This is a genomic window from Nocardiopsis kunsanensis DSM 44524 (assembly GCF_000340965.1).
Taxonomy (GTDB): domain Bacteria; phylum Actinomycetota; class Actinomycetes; order Streptosporangiales; family Streptosporangiaceae; genus Nocardiopsis; species Nocardiopsis kunsanensis.
Genome location: NZ_ANAY01000006.1, coordinates 349,988 through 371,703, shown reverse-complemented (window position 1 = coordinate 371,703; position 21,716 = coordinate 349,988). Strand labels below are relative to the sequence as shown.

The 21,716-nt window shown below is 71.0% G+C and carries 15 protein-coding genes; 10 read left to right on the top strand and 5 right to left on the bottom strand.

The window, feature by feature from the left end:
* The first annotated feature begins 231 nt into the window (after window positions 1–231).
* From D456_RS0105985 to D456_RS0105975, 3 genes are read left to right on the top strand one after another with little or no spacing between them, the layout of a single operon-like run.
* Window positions 232–2,283, top strand: coding sequence for a hypothetical protein (locus D456_RS0105985; RefSeq protein WP_017575253.1), 2,052 nt, complete (start codon window positions 232–234; stop codon window positions 2,281–2,283).
* A 21-nt stretch (window positions 2,284–2,304) separates the two neighbouring features.
* Window positions 2,305–3,243, top strand: a complete 939-nt coding sequence (locus D456_RS0105980) for a glycosyltransferase family 2 protein (protein WP_017575252.1) — start codon at window positions 2,305–2,307, stop codon at window positions 3,241–3,243.
* Window positions 3,240–4,343, top strand: coding sequence for a glycosyltransferase family 4 protein (locus D456_RS0105975; protein ID WP_017575251.1), 1,104 nt, complete (start codon window positions 3,240–3,242; stop codon window positions 4,341–4,343). The genes D456_RS0105980 and D456_RS0105975 overlap by 4 nt, the downstream gene beginning before the upstream one ends.
* Here D456_RS0105975 and D456_RS0105970 read toward each other — a convergent pair.
* Window positions 4,313–5,338, bottom strand: a complete 1,026-nt coding sequence (locus D456_RS0105970) for a lysylphosphatidylglycerol synthase domain-containing protein (RefSeq protein ID WP_017575250.1) — start codon at window positions 5,336–5,338, stop codon at window positions 4,313–4,315. The genes D456_RS0105975 and D456_RS0105970 overlap by 31 nt on opposite strands.
* Window positions 5,339–5,556: 218 nt before the next feature.
* On the opposite strand from D456_RS0105970, the gene D456_RS0105965 reads away from it, so the two are divergent.
* Entirely contained in the window at window positions 5,557–8,184 is a 2,628-nt protein-coding gene (locus D456_RS0105965) for a bifunctional FO biosynthesis protein CofGH (protein ID WP_017575249.1), read from the top strand.
* A 77-nt stretch (window positions 8,185–8,261) separates the two neighbouring features.
* On the opposite strand, the gene D456_RS0105960 is transcribed toward D456_RS0105965, so the two are convergent.
* The 3 genes from D456_RS0105960 to cofD all read right to left on the bottom strand — a co-directional run bounded on the left by D456_RS0105960 (window position 8,262) and on the right by cofD (window position 11,760).
* Complete coding sequence (locus D456_RS0105960) at window positions 8,262–9,290, bottom strand: chitinase (protein ID WP_017575248.1); 1,029 nt, start codon at window positions 9,288–9,290, stop codon at window positions 8,262–8,264.
* Window positions 9,291–9,487: 197 nt separating this feature from the next.
* Window positions 9,488–10,783 carry a coenzyme F420-0:L-glutamate ligase gene (locus D456_RS0105955; protein WP_017575247.1) on the bottom strand — a complete coding sequence of 432 codons (1,296 nt, stop codon included), beginning with the start codon at window positions 10,781–10,783 and terminating at the stop codon, window positions 9,488–9,490.
* Complete coding sequence (gene cofD, locus D456_RS0105950) at window positions 10,780–11,760, bottom strand: 2-phospho-L-lactate transferase (protein ID WP_017575246.1); 981 nt, start codon at window positions 11,758–11,760, stop codon at window positions 10,780–10,782. The genes D456_RS0105955 and cofD overlap by 4 nt, the downstream gene beginning before the upstream one ends.
* 248 nt (window positions 11,761–12,008) lie before the next feature.
* On the opposite strand from cofD, the gene D456_RS0105945 reads away from it, so the two are divergent.
* The 4 genes from D456_RS0105945 to D456_RS0105930 all read left to right on the top strand — a co-directional run bounded on the left by D456_RS0105945 (window position 12,009) and on the right by D456_RS0105930 (window position 19,278).
* Window positions 12,009–13,475: a hypothetical protein gene (locus D456_RS0105945; protein ID WP_017575245.1), complete on the top strand. Its 1,467-nt coding sequence runs from the start codon at window positions 12,009–12,011 to the stop codon at window positions 13,473–13,475.
* Window positions 13,476–13,713: 238 nt separating this feature from the next.
* Window positions 13,714–14,001: a WhiB family transcriptional regulator gene (locus D456_RS0105940; RefSeq protein ID WP_014908913.1), complete on the top strand. Its 288-nt coding sequence runs from the start codon at window positions 13,714–13,716 to the stop codon at window positions 13,999–14,001.
* 264 nt (window positions 14,002–14,265) lie between these two features.
* Window positions 14,266–17,754, top strand: coding sequence for a glycosyltransferase (locus tag D456_RS0105935; RefSeq protein ID WP_026115607.1), 3,489 nt, complete (start codon window positions 14,266–14,268; stop codon window positions 17,752–17,754).
* A gap of 3 nt (window positions 17,755–17,757) precedes the next feature.
* A complete protein-coding gene (locus tag D456_RS0105930) occupies window positions 17,758–19,278 on the top strand; it encodes a DUF5719 family protein (RefSeq protein ID WP_017575244.1) in 1,521 nt (506 codons plus the stop codon).
* Between the two features lie 17 nt (window positions 19,279–19,295).
* Here the strand turns inward: D456_RS0105930 and D456_RS0105925 are convergent, their stop codons facing one another.
* Complete coding sequence (locus D456_RS0105925; RefSeq protein ID WP_026115606.1) at window positions 19,296–19,682, bottom strand: metallopeptidase family protein; 387 nt, start codon at window positions 19,680–19,682, stop codon at window positions 19,296–19,298.
* Between the two features lie 218 nt (window positions 19,683–19,900).
* Between D456_RS0105925 and D456_RS0105920 the strand changes: the two genes are divergently transcribed.
* Window positions 19,901–20,266: a DUF3499 domain-containing protein gene (locus D456_RS0105920; RefSeq protein ID WP_017575242.1), complete on the top strand. Its 366-nt coding sequence runs from the start codon at window positions 19,901–19,903 to the stop codon at window positions 20,264–20,266.
* Between the two features lie 80 nt (window positions 20,267–20,346).
* The gene (locus D456_RS0105915; protein ID WP_017575241.1) at window positions 20,347–21,699 is read left to right on the top strand and encodes a phosphomannomutase/phosphoglucomutase; all 1,353 of its coding nucleotides are present in this window, start codon (window positions 20,347–20,349) and stop codon (window positions 21,697–21,699) included.
* The last annotated feature ends 17 nt before the right edge of the window (window positions 21,700–21,716 follow it).

Sequence of the window (21,716 nt, the reverse complement as noted above, 5' to 3'; positions counted from 1 at the left end):
GCATTGAACTCCCTCGTCTCATGTCTGGCTCCGGCACCCCTTGGAATTACTCATCTAGATGCGTTGGCGGCGCCCGGGAGGCGGGCCGGGCCCGTGGAGGGGCCAGGGACCTCCACCGCCCTTCCGGAACGCCTCACCGGGGTACGGGTGGGGGAAGACGCCCGTACCGTGGCTTCCCTCCCGAAGAGGCCTCGGCGTGCACCCGGAGGCAGGAACTGCCAGAGTGAACCCATGCGCTTGTCTCCCGGACGATTCCTCGCCCGTGTCACCGCGCTCCCCGCGATCATTGTCTCCGCATGGCTCTTGGTGACCTTCCCCCTGCTCGCACTGGGCGCCTTCACCCCGTTGCTGTCGGCGATCTTCGGGATCCCCGCCGTCGTGGCCGCCTGCGCCGTCGTGCCCCGGCTGATCCCCGAACCGGAGGAGGACCGCGCTCCCTGGTGGCCGGTCGTGCTCGTCCTGCTGATCGTGGTGGCGTTCGCGGCCGTGCAGGTCGCCTACCACGCGGAAGCCCTGGTCATTCGCCGGGACCCGGCCTCCTACGCCATGTACACGGTGTGGATCGCCGAGAACGGGGCCCTGCCGATCCCGCGCATGCACGAGCTCATCGCCGGCGACGACCCGGCCCTGAGCTACCAGAGCCTGGCCCACTACGAGCGCGATGGCGTGATCTGGCCCCAGTTCATGGCCGGGGCCCCCTTGGTCACCAGTATCGGTTACTGGATGGGCGGCCTCACCGGGATGCTCGTGACCACACCCGTGCTCGGCGCGCTCGGGGTGCTGGTCTTCGCCGGGCTGACCGCCCGCCTGGTCGGGGTGCGCTGGGCCCCGCTCGCCGCCCTCGTCCTCGCGGTGTGCCTGCCCCAGCAGTGGGTCAGCCGGTTCACCTACAGCGAGCCCGTCACCCAGATCCTGCTCCTGGGCGGCCTGGCCCTGGCTTTCGACGCCCTGGCAAGGTACAGCGGGCCGGGGGAACGCTGGGGAAGGACCCACGCCCTCGCCGCCGCCTCCGGACTGGTGTTCGGGCTCGCCCTGGTCACCCGTATCGACGTCCTCCGGGACCTGTTGCCCCTCGTAGGGTTCCTGGGACTGCTGCTGCTCGCCCGGCGCGGGCAGGCCGTCCCGATGCTGGGCGGGCTCGTGACCGGTGTGTTGATGGGCCTCTACGCCGGGTACGGGCTCTCCTACCCTTACCTGGAGTACCTGTCGGACTCCCTGGTCCCGCTCCTGATCATCTCCGCGGTCGTCCTCGCCGTCACCGTGGCCGCCACCGTCGCCCTCTGGAGGGCGGGCCTGCCCCAGGTGTGGCGGGTGCGCTGGTTGCCCAACGCCGTGGCGATCGCCGCCGTGGCCGTCATGGTCGGCCTGGCCCTGCGTCCTCTCTTCTGGCCCGACTACGGACACGGCAGCGACTTCACCGACCAGTGGGTGGCGGCCGTGCAGGAGATGGAGGGCATCAGGCCCATCGAGGGCAGCCGTACCTACTACGACTACAGCCTCTACTGGGTGGGCTGGTACGTCGGCCTGGGATCCGTCCTGTTCGGGACGTTCGGTGTGGCCCTGGTACTGCGCAGACTCGCCCAGGGCCGTCTCGCCCAATGGCTGCTGCCCACCATGCTCCTGAGCTGGACCGTGGTCACCACCCTGCTGCGACCCGCCATCACGCCCGACCACCCCTGGGCCAGCCGACGCCTGATCGTCCTGGTCATACCGGCCTTCGTCCTCTTCGCCGTGTGGTTCACGGCCTGGCTGACCCGGTACTGTGCCCGGGCCTCCTGGGCGGGGCAGTCGGCGGTGACACGCTCCCTGCCCGTCGTGGTCGCCGCCGGCGCGTCGGTGGCCATGATCGGCCCCACCCTCATCACTTCTGCGCAGGGGATCATGGGGTACAGACAGGACGTGGGAACCGTCGATGCCACCGAGAACCTCTGCGAGTCACTGCCCGAGGACGGGTCGGTGATCGTGGTCGACTCCGGGACGGCGAGCAAGTACATGCCGTTGTTCCGGAACGTGTGCGGCCTGCCCACAGCCGCGATGAACCAGCCCACCCCGGAGGTCGTGGACCGCGTCGTCGGCGCCGTCCACGACCGCGATCGCACCGCGGTCCTGGCCGGGCCCGACTGGCGCCCCCTCGAGGAACTCACCGGTGTCGAACCCGAACGCCCGTTCCGGGTGGTCGCCGACATGGACCCGAGCACCCTCATGGAACCGCCGACAGGCAGTTGGACCTTCGACGGGAGCGTCTGGGTCTCCGTCGTGCCGCCCGAGGAAAACACCCGCTGACCTACCCCGCTGAGAAGAGGCATGAGCCACACACACGACCCCGGTGAGCGGGGACCGGAGAGACCGGAGGAACGACCCCGGGTGACGATCGTTCTGCCTTGCTACAACGAGGAGAACCACGTCGTCGACGAGGTCAAACGCATCTGCGCGGCCATGGACCAGTCCGGGTGGACCTATGAGCTCCTGGCCGTGGACGACGCCTCCACCGACGGCACTCTCGAACGCCTGCGCGACGTGCAGAACCTCTACCCGCGCATGCGTGTCATCGCGTTCGGCCACAACGGCGGTGCCGGGACGGTGCGTCGCATCGGCAGCCGGAGGGCCCGCGGAGAATACGTGGTGTGGACCGACGCCGACATGAGTTATCCCAACGAGCGCATCCCGGAGCTCGTGAACATGCTCGACGCCGACCTCGAGACCGACCAGATCGTGGGAGCCCGCACCACGGAGACGGGTACACACAAGGCACTGCGGGTCCCGGCCAAGTGGATGATCCGCAAGATCGCCGAGGGCCTGACCCGCACCCGTATCCCCGACCTGAACTCCGGGCTGCGTGTCTTCCGCAGCGACATCGCCCGCCCCTACCTGCGGCTCCTGCCTCCGGGGTTCTCCTGTGTCACCACCATTACGCTGGCTTTCCTGTCCAACCAGCACCCGGTGCGGTACGTGCCCATCGACTACGCGAAGAGGGCGGGGCTCTCCAAGTTCCACTTCGTCAGCGATGCTTACCGCTACATCCTCCAGGTACTGCGGATGGTCATGTACTTCCATCCGCTCAAGGTCCTGATGCCGCCCGCCCTGACTCTCCTCGGCATCGGCATCGGCAAGTTCGTCTTCGACCAGGTGCGCAACCCGCTCTACATGCCCAACAACACCGTCATGATCCTCATGACCGGGCTGATCATCGCGGCGATGGCGCTCCTGGCCGACCTGATCGTGCGCTCCAGGGAGCACTCGTGAGGATCACCCTCGTCGGCCCCGCCCACCCCTACAAGGGCGGAGGCGCTCGCCACACGACCGAACTCGCGCACCGGCTCTCCGCGCGCGGGCACAACACCGCGATCGAGTCCTGGCACGCCCAGTACCCGTCCCTGCTCTATCCGGGGCAGCAGACCATCGCCGACCCCGAGGCCGAGACCTTCACGGGGACCCGCCGCCGACTGGCCTGGTACCGGCCGGACGGGTGGTGGCGTACCGGACGGCGGCTGGCCCGCGAGTCCGACCTGGTCGTGCTCACCCTCTTCTCCCCGGCGCAGATCCCCTCCTACCTGGGGATCCTCGCCGGGCTGTGCTCCCGGAGCGAACGCGCCCGGGTGGTGGCCCTGTGCCACAACGTGCTGCCGCACGAGCGCCGGTCCCTGGACGTCACCCTCACCCGGGCCATGCTGCGCCGCGTCGACGGGATCCTCACCCACAGCCCCGAGCAGGCCAACCTCGCCCGGGGCCTGCTGCGCGGCGACCATCCCGACCCGGTCGCGGCCACGATGCCCCCGCACCTGCCCGAGACCGGCGGGGCCCAGGAGCAGCCGTCCGGGGAACGCCGGCACCTGCTCTTCCTCGGGCTCGTGCGCCCCTACAAGGGGGTCGACCTGCTGTTGCGGGCCCTGGCCGAAGGGGCGCCCGAGGACGTCACCCTCACCGTCGCCGGGGAGTTCTGGGGCGGTACCGAGGAGCTCTCCGAGCTCGCCGCCGAACTCGGGGTGAGCGACCGTGTCCGGCTCCGCGAGGGATACGTGCCGGTCGAGGAACTGCCCGGACTCTTCGCCGGCGCCGACGCTGCCGTGCTCCCGTACCGTTCGGCGTCCGCGACGCAGAACGTGTGGTTGGCCCACCAGCACGGTGTCCCGGTGATCGCCACCCGGGCCGGGACCCTGCCCGACCACGTGCGCGAAGGTGTGGACGGGCTGCTGTGCGGCCCCGGCGACGCCGAGGACCTGGCACGAACCCTGAGGACGTTCTACACCCCCGGGACGCCCGAGAAACTGCGTTCCGGTGTGCGTCCCGTCGACCCTGCTCCGTACTGGGAGGCCTACGTGCGCCGGTTGCTCTCCTCCGCCTGACCGGCCCCCGGCCCGGGGGCCGACGCGGCGGTCCCCTCCCGGCGGCCACGGGAGGCCAGGAGGCCCACCCCGGCCCAGGCGAGGTCGGCCACGGTCATCACCAGCCGGGAGAGCACTGCCAGTACGAGCGCCGCACCGGCCTCCACCACCGGGGCCAGCGCCACCACCAGTACCGCCTCGCGCACGCCCAGTCCCGCTGGTGCGAACACCACGAGCAGCCCGAGCGTCCAGGCGAGCGCGTAGGCGCCCACCGCCGGGCCGAGGGAGGAGAGCGGGTCCCCGCCGACCGCCCAGGTGAGGATCCACAGGTGCAGCCCCAGGGGCACCCATGCGAGCAGGGTCCATGAGACGGCCGCTGTGACCGCACGTCCGTCCACGTCCAAGGGCCCGGCCCCGGTGACCGAGCGGAACCGGGAGAAGGCACGCGCGATCAGCCCGGTGCCCCACGCGATCACCCGCGGGTGCAGGGCGAGCAGGAACAGAGGCGCCGGCGCCAGCACCCACCACCAGTGGCGGGCCGCCTCGGCCGAGGACAACGGCAGAGCCACGGCCGCCACGGCCGCCCCGGTCGCGACGGTCACGGCCACGGCCAGCAGGGTGGCGGCCGCACCCCGGCTGCGGGGCACGGCGTGGTCGCGGGCCAGCTCCATCTGGGCGACGAACGCCCATACCGAACCGGGCAGGTACTTGCCGAGCTGGCCGACGAACATCACCCGGGCCGCCACTCGGCGGGGCAGAGGGGACCCCAGCCCGGCAAGCAGCGCCCGCCACGCCATCATCTGCGCGGCGAGGCCGGCAGCCCCGGCCAGGACCGCGGCCGGCGGTGCCCACGGCGGCAGGTCGAGGAGGGCATCGCGGGCCTGGGCCCAGTGGGAGTGCAGGGCCCAACCGGCAGCCGCGCAGACGAGTACCAGCAGCACCGACCGCACCGCGCGGCTGCGGCGCAGGCGGGAGAGGAGGCCGAGGGCCCCGGGGGCGTTCACGGTGCGTTCCACGCCTCGACCTTAGGTCCTGTTCCGGTGGAGTATGCCTTCCCGCGCCAACAGGTGCGGCGCCGCCGGGTGTGCTCCGAGGGCGGCGGTGACGGGTGGGGAGTGTGCGCCGGTTGCCTGGTGGAGAGGCCACGAGGCCTGTCCGGGAGCGGCCCCGGCCGGATACTTCCCAGCGGCGGTGCGGCGATGGGCCCGCAAGAGCCGGAGCGTAAGGTGCCCGTATGAGTGGTGCGAACGACCTGGACTCCGTCACACCCCCGACCCCGTCGGCGATGCGCAGGGCCCTGGCCCGCGCACGGGACGGCAAGACCCTCGACACGACCGAGGCCGAGGTACTCCTGCACGCGCGAGGCGAGGAGCTGCAGAGCCTGCTCGACCACGCCGGCCGCGTACGCGACGCGGGCCTGGAAGCCCATGGACGCCCCGGTGTGGTCACCTACAGCCGCAAAGTCTTCGTCCCCCTGACCCGTCTGTGCCGCGACCGCTGCCACTACTGCACGTTCGCGACCGTGCCCGGCAAACTCGAAGCCCCCTTCCTGTCCCCGGACGAGGTCCTCGACATCGCCAGGAAAGGCGCGGCCCAGGGGTGCAAGGAGGCCCTGTTCACCCTCGGGGACCGGCCCGAGGACCGCTGGACCCAGGCGGCCGAGTGGCTGAGCGCCCACGGTTACGACGACACCCTTTCCTACGTCAGGGCCATGGCGATCATGGTGCTGGAGGAGACCGGGATGCTCCCGCACCTCAACCCCGGGGTCATGTCCTGGTCCGACCTGCAGCGTCTCAAACCGGTCGCCCCGTCCATGGGGATGATGCTGGAGACCACCTCCGAGCGGCTGTTCACCGAGAAGGGCCAGGCCCACTACGGCAGCCCGGACAAGGACCCGGCCGTGCGCCTGCGGGTGCTGGAGGACGCCGGCCGCTCCAGCGTCCCCTTCACCACCGGGGTCCTCCTCGGTATCGGCGAGAACCACACCGAGCGCGCCGAGTCCATCTTCGCGATGCGCGGGGCCGCCCGACGCTACGGCGGGATCCAGGAAGTCATCGTGCAGAACTTCCGGGCCAAACCCGCCACCGCGATGATGCACCGGCCCGACGCCGAGATCGAGGAGATGGCCGCCACCATCGCGGTGACACGTCTGGTCATGGGCCCCAAGGCGCACATCCAGGCCCCGCCCAACCTCATCGGCGGGGAACACGGCGGTCGCGACGAGTACGCCCTCATGCTCCGCGCGGGGATCGACGACTGGGGCGGGGTCTCGCCGTTGACCCCCGACCACGTCAACCCCGAACGCCCCTGGCCGCAGATCGACGACCTGGCCGCCCGCTGTGCCGAACACGGTTTCACCCTGCGCGAGCGCCTCACCGTCTATCCCGAGTACGTACGTGCGGGCGAGCCCTGGCTGGACCCGCGGGTCTCCGGCCACGTGGCCGCCCTCGCCGAACCGGGGACCGGTCTGGCCGCCGAGAACGCCCCCGTGCGCGGCCGCCCGTGGCAGGAGCCCGAGGCCGCTCTGGTGCCGTCCGGGCGCACTGACCTGCACACCGGTATCGACACCGAGGGCCGTACCGGGGACCGGCGCGGTGACTTCGACGCGGTCTACGGCGACTGGGAGGAACTCCGCGGGAGCGTGGACCGCCGGGGTGCGGAGCCCCGGCGGTTCGACCCGGAGATCGCTGCTGCGCTGCGGGCCGCCGAGGACGATCCGGCCGGGCTCGGCGACGAACAGGCGCTCGCGCTGCTGCACGCCGACGGTCCGGAACTGGAGGCTCTCGCCGGGCTGGCGGACCGGGTGCGGCACGACACGGTCGGCGACGACGTCACCTACATCGTCACCAGGAACATCAACTTCACCAACGTCTGCTACACGGGTTGCCGTTTCTGCGCCTTCGCCCAGCGCCGTACCGATGCCGACGCCTACACACTCTCCCTGGACCAGGTCGCCGACCGCGCGGAGGAGGCGTGGAAGGCGGGTGCGACCGAGGTGTGCATGCAGGGCGGTATCCATCCCGACCTGCCGGGCACGGCCTACTTCGACATCGCCTCGGCCGTGCGTGAGCGCGTTCCGGACATGCACGTGCACGCCTTCAGCCCGATGGAGGTCGTCAACGGAGCCGCACGCACCGACCTGCCGGTGCGCGAGTGGCTGACCCGGGCCCGCGACGCCGGTCTGGGGTCTCTTCCCGGCACGGCCGCGGAGATCCTCGACGACGAGGTGCGGTGGATCCTCACCAAGGGCAAGCTCCCCGCCCAGGAGTGGATCGACGTGGTCACCACCGCCCACGACCTGGGGATGCCGACCACGTCCACGATGATGTACGGGCACGTGGACTCGCCCCACCACTGGGTGGCGCACATCAAGCTGCTCCGGTCGCTGCAGGAGCGGTCGCTGGAGCGCAACGGCCGTCCCGGCTTCACCGAGTTCGTGCCGTTGCCGTTCGTGCACACCAGCGCCCCCATCTACCTGGCCGGGCTGGCGCGTACCGGCCCGACCGTGCGGGAGAACCGGGCGGTGCACGCGTTGGCACGGCTGTTGTTGCACGGCACGATCGACAACATCCAGTGCTCGTGGGTCAAGCTCGCCGAGGACACCTGCCGGCAGTTGCTGGCAGGCGGGGTCAACGACGTGGGCGGGACCCTCATGGAGGAGACGATCAGCCGGATGGCGGGCTCCGACGAGGGTTCGTACAAGACCATCAGCGACATCCGGGCGCTGGTGGAGCCCACGGGACGCCCGCTGCGCCAGCGCACGACGCTGTACGGTCCGGTACCGCAGGAGCGGCTCCGGGTGGCCGAGGAGAGTGACGGGGTCGCTCCCAGCATCCTGCGTCCGAACCTGCCGCTGGTCTGAGCCGACGAGCACAGGAACGAGGGGCGGGGCACCGGGGGCGGTGCCCCGCCCCTCGTTGCAGCGGGTCGGGCGGTGGGTCAGTCCAGCTGCGGCGAGACGGTGTCGGCGAACTCGTAACCGTTCGCGGCGTCCCAGTTGATCGACCAGGTCATCACGCCGCCGATGGGCCCGTAGGGCGACTCGGGGGCGAAGGAGCCGCAGGACCGGCCTTCCTCGAGGCAGTCGAGGGCGTCGACGACTCCCTGGGGCCGCATGTACCCGCCGCCGGCGGCCTCGGGGGCGGCGGGCAGGCCGAGGCCGACCTGGCTCGGGTCCAGCCCCATCTCGAGCTGGATGCAGGCGAGCGCGGCCACGAAGTCCGAGGTGCCCTGTTCGTACACCGAGCCGTCGCATCCCAGCATCGACCCGGAGTTGTAGTACTGCATGTTCACGATGGTGAGGATGTCGGAGATGTTCTCCGCGAGCTGGTAGTAGTCCCGGTCCGGACTCTGGAAGTCGATGGTCTGCGGCGCCATCGTGATGACCGGGTCGGTTCCGGACAGGTCGTCGAGCTGCCGCAGGGCGTCGGTCATGTGCTCGGCGTCGATGCCGTGCTCCAGGTCGATGTCGACGCCGTCGAAGCCGTAGTCCTCCATGAGTTCGTGGGTGGTCTCGGCGAAGTTCTCGGCCTGGGCGGGGTTGGTGACGTCCACGTGCCCGAGCTCGCCGCCGACCGAGATGACGACGCTGGTCCCGTCGGCCCGGAGGGCGGCGATGTCGTCGCGGAACTCCTGGTCGGTGTAACCGCCGAGCTCGTCACCGGCGAGCTCGAAGGTGATGCCGCCGTCGCGTTCGGGGTGGTTCTCGGCGAAGGCCACGGCCACGAGGTTGTACTCCTCGGGGACGTCGCCGAGCGGCATGACCGTGGAGCCGTTGTCGAAGTTGTGCCAGTATCCGGTGAGCCACTGGCCCCCCTGCTGGGGCGCGGTGTCGGCGGCGGTCTCGGCCCCGGCCGTCCCGGGCGTCTGTGCGGCGCCGGCCACACCTGCGGTGCCGAGCGCGAGGGCGGTGGTCAGGACGAGCCCGGTGAGGGGCCCGGTCCTTCTCCTGTGACGGTGGGTGCTCAAGGGGGTTCCTTCCGTCGGACGGGGGACGAAGGCGGACTCCTGGGAGCCCGGAATTGTTAAGAAACCTTAGAGTTGCGCCGCCGCACCGTCAACGGAAATTGGAAACATAGTTTTTGGTTTTCTTGGGGACGCGGTCCCGTCCCGGCGGGGCCGCGGTGCCCGCATGCTCCTGGACACGCACACCCGGCCCCGCGGTCTCACCGCACGACGACGAAGCCGTCCGGATCGCGCGGCGGACGGTCGCCCGGCGGCTCGGCCGGGTGACCCACGGCCACCGACCCCATCGGCTGCCAGTCGGCCGGCAGGTCCAGCACCTCCCGGACCACATCGGGGCAGAACATCGTCGAGGAGATCCACGCCGAGCCCAGGCCCTCCATCGCCAGGCCCACGAGCAGGTTCTGCACCCCCGCGCCCATCGCGACGTGGAACATCGTGCGCTCCGCGTCCGCGCGTCGGTCGTCGGGATAGGGGTGGGCGCCGTCCGCCACCAGGAACGGGACGACCAGGGACGGGGCGTGGCGCAGCACGTTACCGCGCCGGGTACGCCGAGCGATCCGCTCCTCGGTGAAACCGTCGCCGCGCAGATCGGCGATCCACGCCTCGAGCATCGCGTCCAACAGGCGCTCGCGCACCTTCGGCGACTCCACCAGCACGAACCGCCACGGTGTCGTGTGGTGCGGCGCGGGCGCGGTCACCGCTGAGGCCACGGCCCGTCGGACCAGTGCCGGGTCCACCGGGGTGTCGGCGAAGGAGCGCACCGTGCGCCGGGCCGGCACCACGTCGCGTGAACCGAACCGGAACAGGTCCGCATCGGCCGGCCGCACCAACGAGGCCGCGCCGGGACCGTCCTCCTCGGTGACCATTCCGGCCAGGCCGCTGACCACTGCTACGGGTACACCGGAGGTCTTGCCCTTGACCAGCTCACCGGCGCCGGCGATCTCGTCGGCGACCGCGTTGACCGTGGCCTCCATGACCTGCCCGCTGCTGTCGGGGGTTCCGCGCAGGTCCTCCAGGGGCGGTATCCCGGCCGTGCCGATGGCCACGTCGGTCTGGCCGATACGCCAGGGGCGGCCGAAGGTGTCGGAGACCACGACCGCTACGTTCACCCCGAGGCGCTCGCGCAGCCCAGCCCGCAACGCACGGGCCGAAGCGTCGGAGTCCTCGGGCAGCAGCAGTACCGTGCCCGGCTCGACGTTGGAGGCGTCCACCCCCGCGGCCGCCATGACCAGACCCTGGCGGGTCTGCACGATACGGGTCTGCCCGGCCCGGGCCACCACCCGTTCGGTCTCGGCCGTGATGGCCTCCTCGCGTCCCGTCCGGCGCGAACGCCCCTCGGCCTTGCTCACAATCTTGGACGTCACGACGAGCACGTCCCCGTCGGCCAGGGCCGTGTCCGAAGAGCGGACGGCATCGGCGATCAGGTGTGCCAGGTCGTCGCCCTCCCGCACCTCCGGAACGCCGGCCAGACCGCGGACCCGCAGTTCGCTGATCACGCGCGCGCCTCCGAGAGCTCGGTCGCCAGGTCCACCGCCGCGCGGGCGAGGGCCTCGGTGGACTCCGGGTCGCTCATGTACAGGGGACGGGACCGTACATCGATCCCCTCGACCTCGGTTCCGGCGTCGGCCTCGTCGACCAGCCACCCGTCGAGCAGATCGGAGCCCAGGTGCTCGGCGACCGCGCCCGCGTCGGTGGCCACCCCGATGGCGGACAGGCAGGCGTCGGCCATGCCGCGCACGGGCGCGCCCCCGATGATGGGTGAGACCCCGACGACGGTCTTGTCGAGCATGGCCTCACGGATCCCGGGCACCTGGAAGACCGAGCCCACACTCACTACCGGGTTGGACGGCGGCAGGATCACCGCGTCCGCCTGGGCGACGGCCTCCAGCACCCCGGGGGCCGGTTTGGCCGACTCGGCGCCCATGGCCACGAACTGGCGGGCCGGGAGGGCGGCACGGTACCGGATCCACCATTCCTGGAAGTGGATCGCGCGTGTGCGGCCCTCCTCCTCCACCACCACGTGTGTTTCCACCTGGTCGTCGGTCATCGGCAGCAGCCGCACCCCCGGCTGCCAGCGGTCGCACAGGGCCTCGGTCACCGCGGAGAGAGGGAATCCGGCAGCGATCATCTGCGCGCGTACGATGTGCGTGGCGGTGTCACGGTCACCGAGGCCGAACCATGTGGGTTTCATCCCATAGGCGGCGAGCTCTTCCTTGACTGTGAAGGACTCGTCCTTCCTTCCCCAGCCCCGGTCGTCGTCGATGCCGCCGCCCAGGGTGTACATCACGGTGTCCAGATCCGGACAGATCCGGAGCCCGAACAGTGTGATGTCGTCGCCGGTGTTCCCGATGACGGTGATGGAAGGGTCTGTGGTCTGCTCTTCGGAGGTCGGCGCGTCCGTCCCGAGAGCGGCCTTGAGGCCGCGGAGGAAGCGGGCGCCGCCGATACCGCCGGCCGGTACGACTATCCGCATGCGTCCAAGTCTGGCAGTCTGGAGACACGTATGGGTCCTCTGCCCCGCGGTGCGACCCGAGCGGCGCGTGACCGTACCGAGATCGGGGGTTCGCGAACCCCGGTACGCAGACCGCCATCCCATTTCACGGCCCGGAGTGTCCGGCTGTCCCCATCTCTGTCTGGACCCGGCCGATTCACCCGACAGTCCGACGATATGCCAAGCTTCGACCGACGCGACGGCGATGAAGCGGAAGAGGGGAACCTCTCTTGAACAACGAAACTCTGGAACGCTTGCGCCTTCCCGCGGCGTGGGTCCTGATCGGTGCGGTCGGCGCCTCGATGCTGTCGGGCCTGATCAGTCTGATCGCGCGCACGAGCGGTGGTACGTCCGGCCTGGGCGGCCCTACCGGTATGGAATTCCCGTTCGGGTTCACCGTCCTGGCTCTCCTCGCGGCGGCCGTCGCGCTGGTCCTGACCAGTGAGGGCACCAAGCCGCGCGCGCTCCCGGTCGTCGTGACCGCCATGGTCATGACCGGTGTGGGGCTGTTGTTCGCGCTGGTCAACCTCATCACCGTGTTCATGCAGTACTCGGAGAACATGGGGGAGGGCTTCGCCGTGTTCATCGGCGTGCTGGCGACCGGGGCCCCGCTGGCCTTGTTCGGCTTCTTCCTCCTGAAGGCCTTCAACGACCCGAACCTGGTGCCGCGGCCCGTGCCCCAGGTCGGCCAGTACAACCCGCAGGGCTTCCCGCCCGCGACCGGTGCCCAGCAGCCCTTCGCCAGCTACGGTCAGGACGCCTACGGCCAGCAGCAGTCCTACGATCCTTCCGCGTACGGTCAGCAGGTCTACGGGCAGGACGCCTACGGCCAGCCGGCGGCCTACGGGACCGGTGCGCAGCAGGCCTACGGTCAGGACGTGTACGGTCAGCAGGTCCACGGCAGTGGTGCGCAGCAGGCCTACGACCCCTCCGCCTACGGGCAGGCCTACGGCACGGGCGGCCAGCAGGCCTACGATCCGTCCGCGTACGGTCAGCAGGTCTACGGGCAGGACGCCTACGGCCAGCCGGGGGCCTACGGGACCGGTGCGCAGCAGGCCTACGACCCCTCCGCCTACGGGCAGGCCTACGGCACGGGCGGCCAGCAGGCCTACGGGCAGGACGCCTACGGTCAGCAGCAGGCCTACGATCCTTCCGCGTACGGGCAGGACGCCTACGGTCAGCCGGCGGCCTACGGGACCGGTGCTCAGCAGGCCTACGACCCCTCCGCCTACGGCCAGCAGCAGGCCTACGGGACCGGTGCCCAGCAGGCCTACGGGCAGGACGCCTACGGTCAGCAGATCTACGGCAGTGGCGCGCAGCAGGCCTACGACCCCTCCGCCTACGGCCAGCAGCAGGCCTACGGGCAGGGTTACGACCCCTCCCAGTACGCACCGCAGCCCGGGGCCGACCAGCCCCAGCAGGCCTCCTCCGGAGAGCAGGCGGCCCTGGACGCCATCCAGTACGGCTGGTACCAGGGCGCCGATCAGCAGTACCAGCAGGGCCAGGACACACCGTCCACCCCCGGAGTTGACCCATTCTTTAACTCCGGTGAGAACGCTGGTACTGATGCGTCCTCGCAAGGTGGCGCGGGTTACGGAGGTGCGTACGGGAACTCCGATGCATACGGCTCTGACCAGCAAGGACAAGGGGAATCCGGGGGTCAGCAGGGCTGGTACGGCAACGACGGCCGGCGCTGAGCCCGCCCCGGGCCTCCGTGCTCCCCGCCGACCAGGACGTGCGTGAAATGCGTGGTAATCCACAGAACGGACATCGCGGGCCTGCCGCCGGCAGTTCGCGACATGATATTCAGTGGATCACCACGCAGGACGCTTGACGCACCGCGAGTGTCACGCGTGTAATTTCAAGGTGGGATTCAACCCGGCCCGGGGGATGAAAAGGGCCGGGGACATCTATGGGGGGCAACAGGAGGTGCGCATGAGCGAGGTCATCCCGCTGGCGCACGGCTCGGACGAAGATCTGGGCTGGCAGGAACGTGCACTGTGCGCGCAGACCGACCCGGAGGCTTTCTTTCCTGAGAAGGGCGGCTCCACGAGGGAGGCGAAGAAGGTCTGCCAGTCCTGCGAGGTCCGGGCCGAGTGCCTGGAGTACGCATTGGAGCACGACGAGCGCTTCGGTATCTGGGGGGGACTCTCCGAGAGGGAACGCCGGCGGTTGAAGAAAGCCGCCGGAGGAGATTTCGATTTCCTCGCGGACATGCTCTAGGTAGACCGGCCGAGACGCGCACCACGGTGGATCCACCGTGGTGCGCGTCTTTCGTGTGTGGAGCTGTTCAGGACTGAGGTCGTAATTGGCGGGTGCGGCCGTGTCACGGTTGAATGCCCCGATATGACGCCTATGGAGCGGCGCCGTCTCCGTGTGCGGAATAGGTACGTAATGGTGCCGAGTCGCGTATCGTGATGTCTCGTCTCAGCAGTCCCGCGCCCCTTCGCGGGACGGCCCCTCTCCGGAAGTGAACCCACTACAGCCGTGCTTGACCAGGACTCCGCCCGCCACGTCGTCACCGCGGTCGTCGTGACCCACGACGGGGCCCGTTGGCTCTCCGAGACGATGTCGGCGCTGCGAGCACAGACCCGACCGCTGCAGCGCGTCGTCGCCGCGGACACCGGAAGCACCGACGGCAGCGTCGACATCCTCGCCGAGTACCTGCCCTCGGACTCCATCACCGGGCAACCGCCCGGGACGGGGTACGGCGACGCCGTGCGCGCCGCCCTGGACCTGCCGCGTTCGACCACCCGGGTACGGGGCTCCGGCGAAGGCGCCACCGAGTGGATCTGGTTGATCCACGACGACCTCACCCCGGCGGCCGACACCCTCGAACAGCTCCTCGCCGCAGCCGACCGGGACCCCCGTGCGGCCGTTCTGGGGCCCAAGCTGCGGGACTGGTTCGACCGGCGACTGCTCGTCGAGGTCGGGGTGACCATCGACGGCGCGGGGCGGCGCGAGACCGGTCTGGAACAGCGCGAGTTCGATCACGGCCAGCACGACGGGAACCGGCAGGTCCTGGCGGTCTCCAGCGCCGGCATGCTCGTGCGCCGGGACGTGTGGGACCGCCTCGGCGGATTCGATCCCTCCCTGCCGCTGTTCCGCGACGACATCGACTTCTGCTGGCGTGTGGGCGGCGCCGGGCTCCGGGCACTGGTGGTCACGGACGCCGTCGCCCACCACGCAGAGGCCTCCTCCCGACGGCGCAGGGAGATCTCCGCGGCTCGCAACCACCCCAGGCGGGTGGACCGGCGCCACGCGGTGTTCGTGCTGCTGGCCAACCTGCCCGCCGGTGGCATGGTTGCGGCCCTGCTGCGCAATTCCTTCGCATCCCTGATGCGCGTGGTCATGTACCTGCTCATCAAACAGCCGGCGAACGCGCTCGACGAGGCCGCCGCGATCACACTGATCTACCTGAGGCCGATCAAACTCGTCCGTGCCCGCTCCCGGCGGCGCCGGGACCGCCGCCGCACCTACAGCGCGATCCGGCCCTTCCTGGCGCACGGGGTGGCGATTCGGCAGTTCATCGACGCCCTCACTGCGGTGCTGACCGGTGACACCGTCCTCAACACCCCCGGACGCCACCAGGCCGTGACCGCGCCCCCCAACCCCGACGACGAGGACGAGGTCCTCTCCGACAACCAGAGTTTCCTGCGCAGGGTCGTGAGCCGCCACGGGGTCGCGCTCGTGCTCGCCCTGTCCGTGGTCTCGCTGATCGCCGGACGGTCCTTGCTCTTCGGAGACCTGCTCGCCGGCGGGGCCCTGCCCCCGGTGGCCGGCAGCGCCGCCGACCTGTGGTCGCTCTACCTGTCCGCCAACCCCGACAGCGGGATCGGCGCCGGCGGACCGGTGCCGCCCTACGTCGGGCTGCTGGCGCTGCTGTCCACACTCACCCTCGGCCAACCCTGGCTCGCCGTGACGGTGATCCTGCTCGGTTGTGTCCCCCTGGCCGGCGGCACCGCCTACCTGCTGGCCAAGGACGTGCTGCGTTACGCCCCCGCACGCCTGTGGCTGGCCGGCACCTACGCGCTGCTGCCCGTCGCCACGGGAGCCGTCGCGCAAGGACGCCTGGGAACGGCGCTGGTGCACGCCCTGCTTCCGGTACTGGCGCTTCTGCTGGTGCGTGTGGTCAGCCTCCCCGAGAAGGCGTCCCGGCGCGCCGCATGGGGGCTGGGTCTGATCCTGAGCGTCTCCACCGCGTTCGTGCCCATGCTGTGGCTGCTGTCCCTGGTCACCGGGGTCCTGGTGGTCGTGGCCTTCGGGCACGTCGGGCGCCGCCTCTGCGTCAGCATCGGCCTGAGCCTTGCGCTGCCGATCGTCCTGCTGCTGCCGTGGTCGCTGGAGCTGTTCCTGCACCCCACGTTGTGGTTGTTGGAAGCCGGGCTGCACCGGCCCGAACTCTCCGAACCCGGTGCCGACCCGTTCGATCTGCTCCTGCTCTCCCCCGGCGGTCCCGGCGCGCCGCCGGTCTGGGTCACCGCAGGCTTCCTGGCCGCCGCCCTCCTGGCGCTGTTGCTGCTGCGCAACCGCATGGTCGTGGCCGCAGGATGGTCGTTGGCCCTGTTCGGGCTGCTCGTGGCGATCCTGACCAGCCGTCTGGTCATCGAGCCCTACTTCGGCGGCCCGCCCGCACCGGTCTGGCCCGGCGTGGCGCTCTCCTTCACCGCGACCGCCGTACTCATGTCCGCGGGCACCTCCGCCCGTGCGATCGGTGACATGGTCCGCGGCGACCACGGGGGTGCCCGTGAGGACCTGCGGTGGTGGTTCGACTGGCGGCGCGGGTTCGCCCTCGCCGTCACCCTGCTCGCTCTGGCCACACCGGCCACGGCCGCCGCCCTGTGGATGTGGGAGGGCGCCGACGGGCCCGTCACGGCACACGCCCCCGAGACCGTCACCGGGGCGTTGCAGAGCCGCAGTGACGACGGGACCGAACCGCGTGCCCTCGTGCTCGCGCCTGACGGGGAGGGCAACGTCGACTACACCGTGGTCCGCGGACGCGAACTGCACCTGGGCGAAGAGGCCGTCGTTCCCGACCAGTCCCTCGGCGCCGGGACGGACCGCGCCGTGGCCCAGCTCAGCGCAGGACAGGGCGGTGACCAGCTGCACACCCTCATCGATCACGGGGTGCAGTACGTGCTCTACCCGAGCCCGGAGGACTCGGGGCCCGAACAGGCCACCATGGTCGACGTCCTGGACGGCACCCCCGGTCTGGACCGGCAGTCCCTGTCCGACCACTACGGGCTCTGGCGTGTGTCCGAGGAGACCGGTGCCCTGCGCGAGGTCCCCGAGGACGGTCTGAACTCCACGGCCCTGGTGGTCGAGGGCGATGCCGGGGACATGACGGCCGAGATCGGTGACGGTCCCGCCGGACGCCGCCTGGCCCTGGCCGAACCCGCCGACAGCACGTGGAGCGCCACTCTCGACGGGGCCGAGCTGTCCCCCGTCCCGACCGAGAACGGGACACAGGCCTGGGAGCTGCCGACCGACGGCGGCCGGCTCCGGGTGTGGCACACCGACCACGTGCACACCGCGTGGATCCTCACCCAGGGAAGCCTGCTGCTCGTGGTCACGGTTCTGGCCGCACCCGGCGTGCGCACCGACGAGGAGGCCCGCCTCATCGCCGCCACCCCGCCGCCGCGCCCGCACCGGCCCGACCGCCTGCGCCGTTCCGGCCGCGGTGGCCGCGGTAGGCGCGCAGCCACGGGCCGGGGCACGGAGGAGACTGCGGAGAGCGCCGCAACGGCCTCCGGTCCGCACGCGGAGGCCGCAGCGGCCCCCGGTGCCGAGGAGGCAAGCGCGAACGCGCCCACCGGAGGCGGTGACGAGTCCGCGCGCGAGAGGACCACGACGACCGGACCCTTCCCGGACCTGAGGGGCGGGGGGCGGCGCCGGGGAACCCGCCGCAAACCCGTCCGCCGCCGCTTCGGGGCCCGGAGCCGCCGTGGTACCGACCGACCCGAGGGTGAGGAGTGACCCGTGCGACTGATCGTGGAGAACCGGTTCGCGCTGTTCGGCCTGGTCGCGCTGGCCCTGGCCGCCCTGTTCGGTGTCGCCCACCTCACCGGCCCGCTCACGGCCGAGGTGGGCGTGAGCGAGGCCGAGACGGTGCGCCCCGACCGTGCCGTGCGGGTGTGCCCCCGACCCTCCGACGGCTCCGACGCCGACAGTGTCGCCGCTGCCTTCGCCCCGAGGGTGAGCCGTGACGACGGGGGCGAACTGTGGGCCGTACCCGTTCCCGGAACCCCCGACGAGGACGACCTCGTCGGGGAGCAGATCACCGAACCCGGCCTGGTGTGGAGCGCCGTGACTTCCGGGGCCGACGCCCCCACCGCCGTGCACGCTGCCGACGACCTCGCCTCCGGACTGGAGGCGGCCCAGGTCACCTCGTCCGAGGACACGGCCACCGAGGTCCTGTGCGCCCAGCCTTCCATCAGCACGTGGTTCGCGCTGCCCGGCGGCGACGATCCCGAAGGGGTGGACCTGGACGGCCTCACAGCGTACCTGTCCAACCCCGAGGACTACCGCGCCACCGTCAACCTCGACATCTACACGGCCGACGGCCCCTCCCACTCCCGGGAGAGCCGCGGTATCCCCCTGGGCCCGGGGGAGTCCACCGAGCTCGACCTGACCGAGCTGGTGCACAGCACGAGCGCCGCGGGGGTCCACGTCCGCACCAGCACCGGGCGGGTCGCCGCGTCCCTGCTGGCCGAGCACTCCTCGGGCGGCACCGACTGGGTCAACGCCACCGCCGGACCGGCAGAGAGGGCGGTCGTACCCGGGGTGCCCGGGGGTGAGGGCGCCCGCCGCCTCCTGCTCGCCGTGCCCGGGGACGAACCCGTCTCCGCGCAGGTGCACGTGTTGACCTCCGAGCACACGGAGGAGGACGAAGAGGACGGGGACGAGGGGACCGGGACCCCGGGCGACCCGTACACGGTCGACATCCCCCCGGCCGCGTCCGCGTGGCTCTCCCTCGCGGGCGCGCTGGGGGAGGAACCCGGAACGGTCGTGGTCGAGGCGGACGGTGAGGTCGTCGCGGGAGCCGTCGCCGAGATCGACGAGGGGGCCGAGACCGCCTACGGTTCCGCCACCGAACCGCTCAGCATGCCTCTGAACACCATGGCGGTGCTGCCGGACGTCCCGCGCGGCGCCGAGACCGAGGTCGTGGTGGGGGCCACCGAGCGCGACGCGGCGATCATGGCCACGCCCGTGGGAGGCGAGGGGGACCAGGGCGACGCCGTGAAACTGGAGGTCCCCGCGGGCACGACCCGGGTGTTGGGTACCGACACCGATGACGTGTCCTGGGAACCGCCGCCCGGTCTCGGTGCCGACGACGGTTACGCGGTCCGTCTCGAGCTGACCGAGGAGGACTCCGGACCCGTGCACATGGCCAGGGTGCTACGGACCGACGACGGTCTCGGTGCGGCCCCCGTGCGTCCCGCCCCGGTCGAGGTTCCACTGCCCGTGGCCCGCGACAGCCCGGTCGGCCTCACCCCCTGAACCCGGGGAGGCGGGGCTCAGCTCTCGGGGTCGACCGACTCCGGCTCCAACCCGAGGAGGTTGGCGACCTCCTCCACGACCGTCTCGTGGACCAGGAGGGCCGTCTCGTCGGTGTCCTTGGTCCGGATCTCCACTGGACGCCGGTACACCACGATGCGGGCGCGGCCGCCGGGCTCGGTCTCCAGACGGGAGAAGGGGATGGTCTCCGCCCTCGGTGGTACTGGCGGGACGTCCTCGACCAGGAAGTCGACATTGGCCAGTTCCCGGGACCACAAGCGCTCCAGGCGTTCGACAGCGTCAAGGACGAGGTCGTCGAACGCCTGCGCTCGGCTCCGGAAAACCGGCAGGTCAGAAGGGACGAGAGGGCCGCGGATGCCACGTCCTCGGCGGTCCCTTCGCCGCACACGCTTTGGTTGGCCACTGGAAAGGCGCACTCGTCGCACACTCAGAGACTAAGCCATCGACGGGCTCGCGCGTAGCCCACCGGCCGCACCGGGGCCCGCGTCCGCGCGGGAGGTGTCCGGCGCGGGTACTGCACACAACGGGGCGTCTGTCCACCGGACGCGCCTGGGCTTGGCGCGAAGCTGGCATGTCCTTGAGGAAGGGCATACAGTCGTTGGCTGTGAGCCATGTTCGACGCTGTTCCCGCACCGCGTGCAGGCAACCCGCCGTTTTCACGCTCACGTACGTCTATGCCGACTCGACGGCCGTCCTCGGTCCGCTCGCCGCCTACGTCGAGCCGCACTGCTACGACCTGTGTGCCATGCACGCCGACCGGCTGACCGCCCCCCGCGGGTGGGAGGTCGTGCGACTCCCGGTCGAGTCGGTGGGCGGTGGTCCCGGCAGCGACGACCTGGAGGCCCTCGCCGACGCGGTACGTGAGGCGGCGCGTCCGCCTGCGCAGAACGAACCCGAGGGTGAGGACACCACTCGCCGCGGGCATCTGCGTGTGGTGCGCTCCGACCAACAGCCACCCCGGCAGTCCTGAACACCACGGCCGGGCGCGCTTGCTAGCTTTGTAGCGCGCACCCGGCCCCCAGCAGGACCTACCGGAGAACCGGAGAAGACGTGGCTGATCTCGCAAACATCTTCAAGGCCTACGACGTACGTGGTCTCGTGCCCGACACCCTCGACAACGCGACCGCGCGCGCCATCGGCGCAGCCTTCGCCCGGGTCGTGGACGGGTCCGCCGTGGTCGTGGCCTACGACATGCGCCCCTCCTCACCGGGGCTGACCGAGGCCTTCGCCGAAGGGGTGACGAGCCAGGGCGTGGACGTGATCGATGCGGGGCTCGGCTCCACCGACATGCTCTACTACGCCTCGGGTGAGCTCGACCTGCCCGGTGCGATGTTCACCGCCAGCCACAACCCCGCCCAGTACAACGGCATCAAGATGTGCCTGGCGGGCGCTGCCCCCCTGAGTTCGGACACCGGGCTCGAGGAGATCCGCCGGCTCGCCGAGCAGGGGGTGCCCGCCCACGACGGTCCGGCCGGAACCGTGACCCGCCGCGACCTGCTGCAGGGGTACGCCGAGTACCTGCGCGGCCTCGTCGACCTGTCCGGCATCCGCCCCCTGAAGGTAGCCGTGGACGCCGGCAACGGTATGGGCGGGCACACGGTCCCCACCGTCCTCGGGCAGGGCCTGCCGCTGGAGATCGTGCCCCTGTACTTCGAGCTCGACGGAACCTTCCCCAACCACCCCGCCAACCCGCTCGACCCCGACAACATCGTCGATCTGCAGGCGGAGGTCCGCGAGGCCGGTGCCGACATCGGTCTGGCCTTCGACGGCGACGCCGACCGGTGCTTCGTCGTGGACGAGCGCGGCGAGCCGGTCCCGCCGTCGGCCGTGACCGCGTTGGTGGCCGTCCAGGAGCTCGCGCGCGAGCCCGGAGCCACCGTCATCCACAACCTCATCACCTCGCAGGCGGTCCCCGAGATCGTCGCCGAGAACGGCGGAAACCCCGTGCGCACGCGCGTGGGGCACTCCTTCATCAAGGCGAGCATGGCAGAGACCGGTGCGATCTTCGGCGGGGAGCACTCGGCCCACTACTACTTCCGAGACTTCTGGCGTGCCGACACCGGTATGCTCGCGGCGATGCACGTCTTGCGGGTGCTGGGCACCGACACCCGGCCCCTGTCGGAGATCACACGGGAGTACACCCGTTACGCGGCCTCCGGTGAGGTCAACTCCGAGGTCGTGGACGCCGCCGGGCGCATGGTGGCGGTCCGGGAAGCCTTCGAGGGGCGCGACGGGGTGACCGTCGACGAACTCGACGGACTCAGCGTGTCCCTGCCCGACGGGTCCTGGTTCAACCTGCGCGCCTCCAACACCGAGCCGTTGCTGCGGCTCAACGTCGAAGCGTCCGACGACGCAGGCGTCGCGGAACTGCGCGACGGGGTCCTGGCGATCGTGCGAGCCTGAACAGCCATGATGGGGGT

Excerpts from the sequence above, each read along its gene's own strand:
- D456_RS0105985 (WP_017575253.1), top strand. The coding sequence starts at position 232 with ATGCGCTTGTCTCCCGGACGATTCCTCGCCCGTGTCACCGCGCTCCCC.
- cofD (WP_017575246.1), bottom strand. The coding sequence starts at position 11,760 with ATGCGGATAGTCGTACCGGCCGGCGGTATCGGCGGCGCCCGCTTCCTC.
- D456_RS0105965 (WP_017575249.1), top strand. The coding sequence starts at position 5,557 with ATGAGTGGTGCGAACGACCTGGACTCCGTCACACCCCCGACCCCGTCG.
- D456_RS0105940 (WP_014908913.1), top strand. The coding sequence starts at position 13,714 with ATGAGCGAGGTCATCCCGCTGGCGCACGGCTCGGACGAAGATCTGGGC.
- D456_RS0105980 (WP_017575252.1), top strand. The coding sequence starts at position 2,305 with ATGAGCCACACACACGACCCCGGTGAGCGGGGACCGGAGAGACCGGAG.